Source organism: Paludibaculum fermentans (assembly GCF_015277775.1).
GTDB lineage: Bacteria > Acidobacteriota > Terriglobia > Bryobacterales > Bryobacteraceae > Paludibaculum > Paludibaculum fermentans.
The window spans coordinates 5,752,192-5,765,017 of record NZ_CP063849.1; the positions used below are offsets into that span (position 1 = coordinate 5,752,192).

General features: G+C 64.0%; 7 protein-coding genes. 4 read left to right on the forward strand and 3 right to left on the reverse strand.

All coding sequences use genetic code 11. The annotated features are described in order from the left end of the window. Nucleotides 1-602: 602 nt before the first annotated feature. The gene (locus tag IRI77_RS22635) at nt 603-3,311 is read right to left on the reverse strand and encodes an ABC transporter permease (RefSeq protein ID WP_323745113.1); all 2,709 of its coding nucleotides are present in this window, start codon (nt 3,309-3,311) and stop codon (nt 603-605) included. Between the two features lie 3 nt (nt 3,312-3,314). Then, the gene (locus tag IRI77_RS22640; RefSeq protein ID WP_194447284.1) at nt 3,315-3,644 is read right to left on the reverse strand and encodes a PadR family transcriptional regulator; all 330 of its coding nucleotides are present in this window, start codon (nt 3,642-3,644) and stop codon (nt 3,315-3,317) included. A gap of 432 nt (nt 3,645-4,076) precedes the next feature. Here IRI77_RS22640 and IRI77_RS22645 point away from each other — a divergent pair, with 432 nt between their 5' ends. The 3 genes from IRI77_RS22645 to IRI77_RS22655 are packed head-to-tail and all read left to right on the forward strand — an operon-like array spanning nt 4,077 to nt 8,670. Then, a complete protein-coding gene (locus IRI77_RS22645) occupies nt 4,077-5,444 on the forward strand; it encodes an aminopeptidase P N-terminal domain-containing protein (protein ID WP_194447285.1) in 1,368 nt (455 codons plus the stop codon). Next, complete coding sequence (locus tag IRI77_RS22650) at nt 5,441-7,522, forward strand: M1 family metallopeptidase (protein ID WP_194447286.1); 2,082 nt, start codon at nt 5,441-5,443, stop codon at nt 7,520-7,522. Before IRI77_RS22645 ends, IRI77_RS22650 begins: the two co-directional genes overlap by 4 nt. 44 nt (nt 7,523-7,566) lie before the next feature. After that, on the forward strand, nt 7,567-8,670 hold the full coding sequence (locus tag IRI77_RS22655; RefSeq protein WP_194447287.1) for a cis-3-hydroxy-L-proline dehydratase: 1,104 nt from the start codon (nt 7,567-7,569) through the stop codon (nt 8,668-8,670). A 44-nt stretch (nt 8,671-8,714) separates the two neighbouring features. Here IRI77_RS22655 and IRI77_RS22660 read toward each other — a convergent pair whose 3' ends face one another. Further along, the gene (locus IRI77_RS22660) at nt 8,715-10,286 is read right to left on the reverse strand and encodes a carboxylesterase/lipase family protein (protein WP_194447288.1); all 1,572 of its coding nucleotides are present in this window, start codon (nt 10,284-10,286) and stop codon (nt 8,715-8,717) included. A gap of 178 nt (nt 10,287-10,464) precedes the next feature. On the opposite strand from IRI77_RS22660, the gene IRI77_RS22665 reads away from it, so the two are divergent. Further along, nucleotides 10,465-12,801, forward strand: coding sequence for a glycoside hydrolase family 3 N-terminal domain-containing protein (locus tag IRI77_RS22665; RefSeq protein WP_194447289.1), 2,337 nt, complete (start codon nt 10,465-10,467; stop codon nt 12,799-12,801). Nucleotides 12,802-12,826 lie beyond the last annotated feature (25 nt).

Consider the following 12,826-nt stretch of genomic DNA (forward strand, 5'->3'; position numbering starts at 1 on the left):
GGGGTTGGGCGGGGTGGACGAGACTGATCCTTTATTTGTAGTTGGTTACAGGCGAAAGAAATATTTCGAAATGCGGTGACTGGGGTTTTTGGGGTGGGGGATTTTGGGGAGAAGTGGGGGTGGCGGGGGCGGCGGGGCGGTGGCGCCACTGGGTGTCGCGGTCGGGCTATCCGGCGCTAGAGTTGGCGCGGACGGGTTTGGCGGAGGTGCTGTTCGATGTCTGCCGGGAACTTCGAAGGGCCAGTTTGAGGCTGCGAGGGAATCGCTTCGTACACACTTGGCAGTTGACGCTCACAATCGGACTAACGGCAGGGCAGGGCCGACGAATCACTGGTGCTGACGGACTTGTTGACGTGAATTTGACTGACTTAACCGCCAGGTGGCGTACGATCCAGGAGCAAACCGGTATGAAGCCGGAAAAGGGTCTGGTAAACGCTGGGCTGCCGCTGGCTGTACCCAACCGCGTGCCGCGCACTTGCGTTACGTCGGGATCGGCTCTCACTTTTCAGAATGGATGGTAGAGAAGACCACCGAACTGACGCGGACAGTGTCGTGACGGACGCGCGAGCTCATGCCGGACGTCAGGTCGCAGCGTCCGGCACTCAGTCACCCCGGAGAGCCGACGCCGGCTCCACTTTGGCGGCTTGAGAAGCAGGGATCGACACACCTAGCATCGCAATCACCCACATGGCCAAGACCGCAAGGGAGAGTGCCAGCGGATCATTCGGCTGAATTCCAAACAGGAGGCGATGAATGAGGGAACTCAGACTGAGCGTGACGGCAAGCCCGCCAGCAACGCCAACCAACACAAAGTGGGCAACGCCACGCACGATGGTCCAGGCCGCCTGAGCGGGGCGGGCACCGAGCGCAATCCGGATGCCGATCTCCCGCTTCCGCTGCGCCACTGAGTATGAAAGGACCCCAAAGAGACCGGCACCGGCGAGCAACGCGGCCACCATTCCGAAGAAGATCGAGAGGGTCGCCAGGGCCCGCTCCAGCCGGACATTGTCTCCGATTTGCGCGTCGACGGTCTTGATGTCGAAGAGAGCGATCGTCTTGTCGACGCGCCCCACGGCGGCGCGGATACTGTTGGCCATGGATGCCGGGTCGGACGACGTCCGGACGAACAGGGTGAGGGCGCGGAAACTACTGGTGTCGCTGCCGAGTTGGGCGAACGGCACGTACCAGAACCTGGTAGTGGCTTCGCGCATTTCCCGGTACTTGGCGTTGCGGGACACGGCGACGATGGTGTAGTCGGGCTTGCCGCCGCCGGGGCCGATGCGCATGCCGAGAGGATTCCGGCTGCCGAAGTAGAATTGGGCGAAGGCTTGATTGACGATGGCGACTTTGGGGGCCGCGGCAGTGTCGGCATCGGTGAATTCGCGCCCGGCAATCAGGGGGATGCCCAACGCAGAGAAGTATTTGCTGCCGATGACGTCGCGACTCGGTCCGTTGTCCCCTTCTGGCGGATTGAAGCCCGGGACGACAATCCCACTCTTCCAGGCTGCATTGGAGATGAGACGCTGGCGCCCAAAAGCGGCCGCCCGAACTCCAGGCAGTGAACGGACTTGCTCCACCAGTTGGTTGTAGAAATCCGGCAGGCGCTCGGGCGCGTAGGTGGACGGATTGAGAGTCACCTGCAAGAGCTTATCGGTACGAAAGCCGAGGTCGATGCCGCGAAGGTTGACGAGGGACCGCATGAAGAGGCCCGCGCCGGACAATAAGATTAGCGAGATGGCCACCTGAAGGCTGATCATGACTTTTCTGCCCATGAGACGGCCGACGTGGTACGAATGGGCGCCTTTCAGACCGGGCGCGAGCACGGAGCGCGACGACTGCAAGGCGGGCGCGAGTCCAAAGGCGATGCTCGCGGCCAGAGCCACGGCGAAGTTGAAGGCGAGCAGTGCGGCGTCCGGAGCAACGGCGACGGTGGAGTGCTCCCGATCTGAGATGACCAGTGAGACCAGGATTCGACCGAGGCTGTAGGCGACCAGCAAGCCGGCGCCCCCACTGAAGACGCCGAGCAGAAGGCTTTCGGTGAGCAGTTGGCGGACCAGGCGGAAGCGGCTGGCGCCGATCGCGAGGCGGATGGAGAACTCATGCGCGCGAGCGGATGCTCTGGCCAGCAAGAGATGCGCGACGTTGACGCACGCGAGCAGGAGGACGGCAGCGACCATGAGGCCCAGCGCCCAGATCGCCCTCTCGTAGGTGTGTCTCTGCGCGCCCGTTCCCTGGGCCGCCGGCGTGACGTGCAGGCGTTCGGAAGCCAGTACCTTGGCGCGATACTCCGTACGACGGGACCGGCCCGGGTCGAGGTCGTGATCCTGCAGCAGGACGGGCATGAGCGATTCAGCAGCACGGTTGGCAGACACACCCGGCTTCAGACGCCCGAAAACCTCAATCCAGCGGCTGCCCCGGTTGGAGAGAGGGGGTGGTCCCGGGAACTCGACCAGGGTGGAGACCATGCTGATGGTGACTCGCAGGTCGGGCGAGTGTCCTGGATCGAGGCCGGCGAAGCCGCGTGCGGAGACACCGATTACGGTAAAGGGGTGATTGTTCAGGTGAATCGTCCGGTTGAGAACGGAGGGGTCGGCACCAAAACGGCGCTGCCAGAAATTGTGACTCAAAACGACGACAGGCTGGGCATCCGGCGCCTGATCGTCGGCGGGGGTGAACTGGCGGCCGAGGGCGGGGTGGACTCCGAGAAGTTCGAAGTAGTTGCCAGTGACGAATTCGGCCGAGACGGGTTCCGCGGCGGAATCGACCAGCATGGCGATCTGGTCGCGGCGATCGAAGCCCAGAAAGCCATCGAACGGGAGGTTGGCAGAGGACTGAAGGTCGCGCAGGAAGGGATTCGAGAAGGAGCTGGAAGGTCCGGGAAGTTGGATCGAAGTTTTGGTAATGGCGACGATCTGGTTAGGATCGCGGACCGGCAGCAGGTCGAGAATGACCTGCTTGACGAGGCCGAAAATCGCCGTGTTGGCGCCGACGCCGAGGGCCAGCGACAGCACGGCCGTGGCGGTGAAGCCAGGCGATTTGAGGAGCAGGCGCGAGGCGTAGACGAGATCTTTGCCGATGTCTTCCACGAGACGGACACGGCGGTTATCGCGGCACTGCTCGGCAGTGTCCACTATGGCGCCGAAGGCACGGCGGGCCGCATCGGCAGCATCGCGTTCGCTCATTCCAGCAGAGCGGTATTCCCTAGTGAGCTGTTCGAGGTGAATGTCGAGCTCCCGTTGGAGATCGTCCTCCGCCTGGGAGTGACGCAAGAGAGAGCGGAGCCGCTGACGCATTATCCTGATGAGACGCATTGCTTAGGCCCTCTGGATGACCAGGGCGACGGCGGAGGAGAGCCGTGCCCAGCTATTCAGTTCGGTGGCGAGTTGTTTTCTGCCTTCGCGAGTAAGCGAATAGAATTTCGCGCTGCGGCCGAGGTCGGAGTCTCTCCATTCGGCCGAAATCCAGCCCTGTTGTTCCAGGCGGTGGAGCGCCGGATACAAGGATCCCTGACCGACGGACAGGACGTCGTCGGACAACTGTTGAATCCGCTTGGCGATGCCCCAACCGTGCATCGGCTCGCGGACGATTGTCTGGAGAATGAGTAGATCCAGAGTGCCCTGGATGAGATCGGATGATTTGGCCAATAGTGATACCTCGACAATCGACAATCATGCCTCGATGATCGACAATACTACCTTGACGATCGACAATCGTCAAGAGGCTCGGAGGATTGGGGCTGAGTGTGTTGTGACATGTAAGACGGGTGGGGAGTGGATCCCCACTGACGGCGCAATGTTTACCAATGGCTTCCGAATAGCCAGTTATGCGGACGTTGAACCAGGTTGATCCCGCAAGACGATTTCTCGCCTTCATTGGCCAGGCAGTCCCTCACTTAGAACTTGCGGCTACTAACACTCCTGGACCATAAAACTCCCGCTGCTCGATGAACCTCGAGCGGCGAGATCCTTATCACTCCGTCGTACTCGCCGGCGGCCTCCTCGTGCCCTGGATGCGCGGCGGTTGCGGCAACGGGTGCAGGCACGCATCGGGGCCCGCGGAATGTGGTAGAAAACTTCATGACCCGTGGACTTCTGCTCTTTCTTGCACCGCTGCTTTGCGCCGCTGACTTTGGACCTCCGGACTTCCTGGCGCGGCGCGCACAGGTCTTCGACCAGATTGGGCATCGGGCGGTTGCCGTTGTGCAGGCGGCTGCGCTGCCTGAAGGGTTTGGCGTGTTCCGGCAGGCTAATGACTTCTATTACCTGACCGGGCTGGAGGTGCCGCACGCCTACCTTCTGCTGGATGGCCGGACGCGCAGAGCGACGGCGTTTCTCCCGCACCGCAATGTGGCTCGCGATAACAATCAGGGCAAAGTGCTGGCTCCGGAAGATGCCGAGGAGGTGAAGCAGGTTTCCGGCGTCGATGCGGTGCTGGGCGTCGAGGCGCTGGCACCGCAGCTCGCTTCCATGCAGATCCGGCTGCCGGCTCCAGTGCTGTATGTGCCTTCGAGCCCGCTGCAGGGCGTGATGGGGAGCCGCGACGAACTGCTGAAGGCCGCCGCCGAGGTGGCCTCCGACCCCTGGGATGGTCGACCGACCAGGTCGGCGCAGTTCCTCTCCCTGTTGAGAACCCGCTTCCCGTCGCTCGAGATTCGCGACCTGTCTCCGGTTCTCGACGAATTGCGGCTGGTGAAGAGCACGCGGGAGATTGAACTCATCCGGCAGGCGTCGAAGATCGCGGCGCTGGGCCTGATCGAGGCGATGCGCCATACGAAGGAAGGCGTCTTCGAGTATGAACTGGATGCGGCGGCGCGGCAGGTCTTTCTGGCGAATGGCGCGAAGTATGAGGGCTACCCGTCGATTACCGCGGGCGGCACCAATGCCTACATGGGGCACTATATGTCCAACGGCAGCAGGCTGAAGGATGGCGACCTGGTGCTGATGGACTATGCTCCGGATTACCGTTACTACACGAGCGACGTGACGCGGATGTGGCCCGTGAACGGCAAGTACACCAAAGACCAGCGGGCGCTGTGTGAGTTCATCCTGGCCTACCGGAATGCGCTGCTGAAACGGATTCGCCCGGGCGTGACGGCGGATGAAGTCATGAATGGCGCCAGGGCGGAGATGACGCCGCTGGTCGCGGCACTGGCCGTTTCCAAGGAGATCTACCGCGAAGGCGCGCGCGGGATGCTGGCCTTCCGGGGCCATCTCTCGCATCCCGTCGGGATGACCGTCCACGACGTGGGTGACTACCGCAAGGCCCCGCTGGCCGTGGGGCAGGTGTTTTCCATCGACCCGATGATGTGGATCCCGGAAGAGCGGCTGTATGTCCGGATGGAAGACGTCGTGGTGGTGACGGCGGGGGGCGTGGAGAACTTCACCGACTTCATGCCGGCGACCCCGGATGACATCGAGAAAGTGCTGAGGGAGAGGACGCAGTGATTCGGGCCTGGCTTGTGCTGGCCGCTTCGCTGGTTGCGGACAACCCGCCGCAGCAGTTTGAACGCAGCCGGGACTACGATGTGCAGCATTACCGCATCGAGCTGAGGCTGGATGAGAAGACGCACTCCTTTCAGGGCTCCACCCGCATCAGCCTGCAGCCGCTGAAGGACGCATTCACGCTTTGTGAACTGGATGCAGAGACGTTCACGGTACTGGGCGTGAAGGACGCGGAGGGTCCGCTGCGCTTCGAGCAGGGTCCGGGGAAGCTGGCCGTGCACCTGCCCCGGCCCTACCAGTATCGGGAGGCGGTGTCGTTCACGGTTGCCTATGAAGCTCGCGGCGTGAAGGTGGATCCGGAGAAGTACGGCATGCAGAAGGAGTACGACCTTGGACTCAATTTCAAGGACGAGACTCAGGAGCATCCGGCGGTGATCAACACGCTCTCATTTCCGGAGGGCGCGCGTCACTGGTTTCCGTCGAACGACCAGCCGAACGACAAGGCGACCTCCGAGGTCATTGCCACGGTGCGGGCCGATTACGAGGTGGTCTCGAATGGCCGGCTGCTGGAGACCACACGCAGCGGGAACACGCGCACGTTCCACTGGTCACAGGAGCAGCCGCACTCGACGTACCTGTTCGTGCTGGCGGCCGGCCCGTATGTGCGGGTGCCAGATGGCGGAGGACCGCTGCCGATCAGTTACTGGGTCTATCCCAAGGACGAGAAGAATGCCACGCGTTCGTTCGGCCGAACGCGCGAGATCATTCAGTTCTTCGAACGCGAGTATGGCGTGCCTTTTCCGTGGGCCAAGTACGATCAGGTGACGATTCCGGGCATCGGCGGCGGCGCGGAGAGCACCTCGGCTACCGTCGTTTCGGACGGGACGATCCACGACGAGAAGGCGGACAAGGACTATCCCAGCCATTGGCTGGTGGCGCACGAAGCGGCGCATCAATGGTGGGGCGACCTGGTGACGATGCGCGGGTGGAGCGAAACCTGGATCAACGAGAGCTTCGCCACCTATGGCGAGTACCTGTATTCCAAGCATTCCCTGGGGGAGGACGAGGGCGCGCTGAACCTGGCGTTGAAGAGGAACCGGTATCTGGAAGAGGCCAGAACGAAGTACCGGAGGCCGATCGTCTCCGACCGTTGGACGACGCCGAACCAGAACTTCGACCGGCACACGTATGAGAAGGGGGCGGCCGTCCTGCATATGCTGCGGTGGAGCATGGGCGACCGGGAGTTCCAACGCGCCACGGCGCACTTCCTGAAGAAGCACTCGTTTCAGGCGGCCGATACGCACGACCTGCTGATCGCCATCCGTGAAGCGACCGGGCAGGTGCAGGACTCGTTCTTCGAGCAATGGATCTACCAGGCCGGCCACCCGGTGTTCGAGGTGCGGTGGGCGTGGCTGGAGGGAGAGGGCGCGGTGGAACTCACGGTGGTGCAGAAGCAGGCTCCGCTGTTCAGCACGCCGGTGGACATCGGGGTGACTACGGGCTCCGGCAAGAAGGTGGAGCGGCTGCAGATTGGTAAGCGGGATCGGCAGGTGTTCCGAATCGCCTGCGCGTCCAGACCGCGGCTGGTGCGCTTCGACGAGGGCAATCACCTGCTGATGGAGATGGAGTTCCCGAAAGAGGTGGAGGAGCTGGAGTACCAACTGGAGCATGACGATGCGATGGGCCGGATGTGGGCCGCGTCGCAACTGAAAGGAAAGGGGGCCGAGGCGGCGCTGCGGAAGGCAGCGCATAGCGACCCGTTCTGGGCGGTGCGGCGAGAGGCCCTGCAGGCACTGGAGGGGAATGCGGCCTTCTTCTCGGAGTGTGTGAAGGACCCGAAACCGGGGGTCCGGGCGGCAGCGATCAAGAGACTGGCGGCGTTGAAGGACTGCGGCCTGATGGCCGAGCGCTTCCGGGCTGAGGATAGCTACGCCGTGCAGGCGGAGGCGCTCCGGGCAATGGGGAGTTGCGGAGACCGGAGCCAACTGCCCCTGCTGAAGGAGGCCGCGGCCATGGAGTCACCCGGCCAGGTGCTGAGGCGGGCGGCGCAGAGTGCGCTGGGGGTGCTCGGAGAGAGATAGGCGTGGATCGCAAGGGGCCCGCGACGAAGGAGCATAATAGCTGAATGCTGATCACGAAAATCAAGGTGTACCAGGTGGCGCTGCCCCTGCACGAGGGGAGCTACAAATGGTCCGGCGGCAACTCAGTGGAGGTCTTCGACTCCAGCGTGGTGGAGATTCAAACCGATGAAGGGATCAGCGGCTTTGGAGAGATCTGTCCGCTGGGGCCGGCGTACCTGCCCGCTTACGCGGCCGGCGCCCGCACGGGCATTGCCGAGCTCGCGCCGCACCTGATCGGCTGCGATCCCACGCAACTGGCGGTGATCAACCAGACGATGGATCGGGCCATGCGCGGCCATCCCTATGTGAAGTCGGCGCTCGACATGGCTTGCTGGGACATTTTGGGGAAGGTGAGCGGCCAGCCTGCCGCCGTTCTGCTGGGGGGGCGTTTTGGCGAGGACTTCGCCCTGTATCGAGCGATCTCGCAGGACACGCCGGAGGCGATGGCGAAGATGGTCCAGGTCTACCGCGACCAGGGCTATACGAAGTTCCAACTGAAGGTGGGCGGGAATCCGGATACGGACATCCAGCGCATCCAGGCGGCGGCCGCGGGGTTGCAGCCCGGCGATGTCCTGGTGGCGGATGCCAACACCGGCTGGACGCAGCACCAGGCGGTGCGGATCGCCGATGCGGTCCGTCACGAAGACGTGTATATTGAGCAGCCGTGCTTCCACTATGAGGAGTGCCTGGCGGTGCGCCAGCACACGGACCGGCCGATGGTGCTGGACGAGGTGATCGACGACGTGGTCCAGGTGTTGCGCGGGTATCACGACCGGGCGATGGACGTCATCAACCTGAAGATCTCGAAGGTGGGCGGGATCACGAAGGCGCGGCAGATCCGCGACCTGTGCGTCTCGCTGGGCATTGCCATGACGATCGAAGATACGTGGGGCGGCGACATCATTACGGCGGCCATCGCGCACCTGGCGCACAGCACTCCACCGGAGTTGCTGTTCTCGTCGACGGACTTCAATAGCTATGTCACCGTCAGCATTGCGGAAGGCGCGCCACAGAGGAGCCATGGCCGTCTCGCGGCTTCCAAGGCTCCGGGGTTGGGCATCGCGCCGCGGTTCGACGTGCTGGGGGCCGCGGTGTTGGAGACCCGATAGACGGCCCGCGGGCGGGCGCAGGCACTGTCTGGCTGAGGGAGGGATTAGCGTCCAGCGGCGTTCAGCGCCCGGGTGAGAATCTTCTCCAGAAGCTGGACCTGCCCGGCCCCGGCGATGGGCCGGACTTCGAAGCGCTCGCCGAGTTCCATGGTGACGGGCGTGTTCCCGTCGAGCGCCGGCCACTGCGGGAGCCCGTCTCCGTTCGGGTTGCCGGTTTTGACGAAGTTGGCCCAGTAGCTGGTGGTCTTGTCCGCCATCGCCGCGTCGGCCGGTTCCCAGGGCCGCTGGACTGCGGCGAGGCTGTTGAACATGTAAGGCAGCTCTGAAGAATGGAACGCGCCGTACTGGTCCCGCTTGGGTCCTGGCAGCGGGTGGTCCCACAGATACGTATAGACCGCTGTCCTGGAGTGGGCCGCCCGCTGTTTCGCCCACAGGAACGTCGACACCATGTTTTGGGCGCGGGCGCTCTCGATCTGCGATGGGCCGGGAGTGGAGGCGGGGTAGAACTTCAGAAACTCGTCCGCCAGGTCGCCGGCGGGGGTCAAGCCGAAGAAGCCGCCGGTGCCGCCCATGGGGGTGCGGCGCACCTCCCGCTCAAACTCTTCGGGTGTGCGTTTGCCGTACTTCGCGTCGGCGCTGCCCTCATCGGCGCACCAGCCTGTGAGGGTCGCAACGTCGTTCTGCTTACCCTGCGCAAAGATCGCGCTGACGGTGTCGGGCAGCAGCGCCCCATCGACCGCGAGGCTCCAGCGGAAGGCGGCCCCCTCGACCGGGGCCATCAGTTGGTAGACCGGCAGGGCGCGCAGGTCCTTCAGGGATCCGGCCTTTTTCGCCGCCTGGAACCGCAGGCCGTCTTTCTCCGCGTCGGCCAGCGAACGCTGCCGGCCACCGATGCTCGAGCCGCTCTGCGCGATGGCCCCGTGGAAAAGTCCTTTGGCGAGAGGAGACGCCAGCAGCGCATGCACGGCCGACGCTCCGGCCGATTGGCCCGCGATGGTCACCCGGGCGGGATCGCCTCCGAAGGCCGCGATGTTGGCCTTGACCCACTGGAGGGCGGCCACCGCGTCCAACAGGCCGTAGTTGCCGGAGGAATGGGTTTCGGATTCCCGGGTCAGTTCCGGATGCGCGAGGAAGCCGAAGACGCCCAGGCGGTAGTGGATGGTCACCACCACGATGCCTTTTCGCGCCAGAGCTTCGCCATTGTAAAGGGTGACGGAGGTGGAGCCCTGGTCGAAGGCGCCGCCATGGATCCAGAGCATCACGGGCCGTTTGCCGGAGGCGCCGCCGGTCCATACGTTCAAATAGAGGCAGTCCTCGCTGCGTTCGCCCTGGTCCATGTACTCTTCGGTCCAGGGGCCCACCGAACTCGGAGAGGCCTGCATGCAGGAGCGCGAAAAGTGGTCCGCTTTCAGGACGCCTTTCCACGGGAGGGCCGGCTGGGGAGCCCGCCAGCGCAGATCGCCCACCGGCGGGGCGGCGTAAGGAATGCCCCGGAATACGGTGATGGCGCCATCGGTAGTGGCGACCCCTTCCACCAGGCCGCGGTCTGTCCGGACGGGCTTAGCGGCAGCGGCCGAACCCACGACGAGCAAGGCGACAAAGACGGTGCGAATCATGGCGGGGACTCCTCAGGCTGACACCGGCTGGTATATCACAGCGTGCGCGGGAGCGCTTGCCGTGGGGGTGCGCCCGCTTGATTTGAATGAGAGCGCGGGGCAAACCGAGCAGGAATTTTGTTTGACGCATCGGAATATGCAGTGCGATCCGCAAGCGCTTGCGATAAATTAGATGCGCATGAAAAACACCCCGAAGTCCGGTTCGGTCGCGGTGCGCTCTGCCGGCAAGACGAAAGCACCCGCCTACAGGGATCCCAAACTGGCGCCGGAGAGGCGGACGAAAGACCTGCTGGGGCGGATGACTCTGGAAGAGAAGGCCGCGCAGATGATCTGCGTCTGGCAGCAGAAGGCGGAGAAGCTGGTGGATGCGGAGGGCCGGTTCGACCCGGCCAAGGCCAGGGCCGCATTCAAAAAGGGTCACGGTCTTGGGCAGGTGGGGCGGCCCAGCGACGCCGGAAAGGGCCTGGATGCGCGGCAGATGGCGGAGCTGACCAACGCCATCCAGAAGTTCTTCGTGGAGGAGAGCCGCCTGGGCATCCCGGTGGTCTTCCATGAAGAGTGCCTGCACGGGCAGGCCGCGATCGGCGGCACGAGTTTTCCGCAACCGATTGGGCTGGGTGCGACGTTCGACCCGGCGCTGGCCGAGTCGCTGTATACGATGACGGCGCTGGAGGCGAGGGCGCGCGGCGCGCACCAGGCGCTGACTCCGGTGGTCGATGTGGCGCGCGATCCGCGCTGGGGGCGTGTGGAAGAGACCTTCGGCGAGGATCCCTTTCTGGTTTCGAGGATGGGGATTGCGGCGGTGCGCGGGTTCCAGGGTGACGCCACGTTCCGGGACAAGACCCGTCTCATCGCGACACTGAAGCATTTTGCGGCGCACGGGCAACCGGAATCCGGGATGAACTGCGCGCCGGCCAACGTGAGCGAGCGGGTGCTGCGGGAGACGTTCCTCTATCCGTTTGAGCAGGCGATCCGGCATGGAGGGGCGATCTCCATCATGCCGTCCTATAACGAGATCGATGGCCTGCCGTCGCATGCCAACCGCTGGCTGCTGCGCGACGTGCTGAGAAAAGAGTGGGGCTTCCAGGGCTACGCCGTATCCGACTACTACGCCATCTGGGAGCTCTCCTACCGGCCCGATACGCACGGGCATTTCCTCGCCGAAGACAGGAAACAGGCCTGCAAGCTGGCCGTGGAAGCCGGGGTGAACATCGAACTGCCGGAGCCGGACTGCTACCTGCATCTGGTGGAACTCGTGCGCAAGGGAGTGCTGAAGGAAGCGCAACTCGACGAGTTGGTGGCTCCGATGCTGCTGTGGAAGTTCCGCATGGGTCTGTTCGACGATCCGTATGTCGATCCGGAGTATGCGGCCACTGTCGCCGGGTGCGAGGCGCATCGGGGCGTGGCGCTGCAGGCGGCGCGCGAGACGATGACGCTGCTGAAGAACGAAGGCGGCCTGCTGCCGCTGGACCCTGGGGCCGTCAAGACGATTGCGGTGATTGGCCCGAACGCCGACCGTCCGATGCTGGGGGGCTATAGCGGCAAGCCCGTGTACTGTTCGACGGTGCTGGAGGGGATTCGAGCCCGCGCCGGCAAGGGCATGAAGGTTCTCTATAGCGAGGGCTGCAAGATCACGCAGCCGGGGTCATGGAACCAGGATGAGGTGCTTCCATCGGATCCGGCGGAAGACCGCACGCTGATCGCGGCGGCGGTCCGGACGGCCCGCAAGGCGGACGTGATCGTGCTGGCGATCGGCGGCAACGAGCAGACTTCGCGGGAGGCGTGGTCGCTGCAGCACATGGGCGACCGGACGAGCCTGGACCTGATTGGACGCCAGGACGAACTGGTGCGTGCCATGCTGGCGCTGGGCAAGCCGGTGGTGGTTCTGCTGTTCAACGGGCGTCCGTTGTCGATCCGCGAGGTGGCGGAGACGGTGCCGGCGGTGCTGGAGTGCTGGTATCTGGGCCAGGAGACGGGTACGGCGGTGGCCGAGGTCCTGTTCGGCGATGTCAATCCCAGTGGCAAACTGCCGATCACGATTCCGCGCTCAGCCGGGCACGTGCCAGCCTACTACAACCACAAACCGTCGGCCCGGCGCGGGTACCTGTTCGACGAGGTTTCCCCGCTGTTTGCATTCGGCTTCGGGCTGAGCTACACGACCTTCGAGTTCTCAGCGCCTCGGCTGGCGAAGAAGAGCATGCGGATAGATGGCTCCACGCGGGTTTCGGTGGATGTGAAGAATACCGGGACACGCGAGGGCGCGGAGGTTGTCCAGTTGTATATTCGCGACGTGGTCAGCTCAGTGACGCGGCCGGTGAAGGAGCTGAAGGGCTTCCAGCGCGTTGTGCTGCAACCGGGCGAGGCGCGCACTGTTGCTTTCGAAATCACACCGGAACTGCTGGCCTTCTGGGACGTGAACATGCGTTTCACCGTGGAGCCGGGCGCGTTCGAGTTGATGACCGGGAACTCGTCACGCGATTGCGACCTGCAGAAAGTCACGTTGCGGGTGAATTGATCCGATCTCCGAAAGAGGCACCACG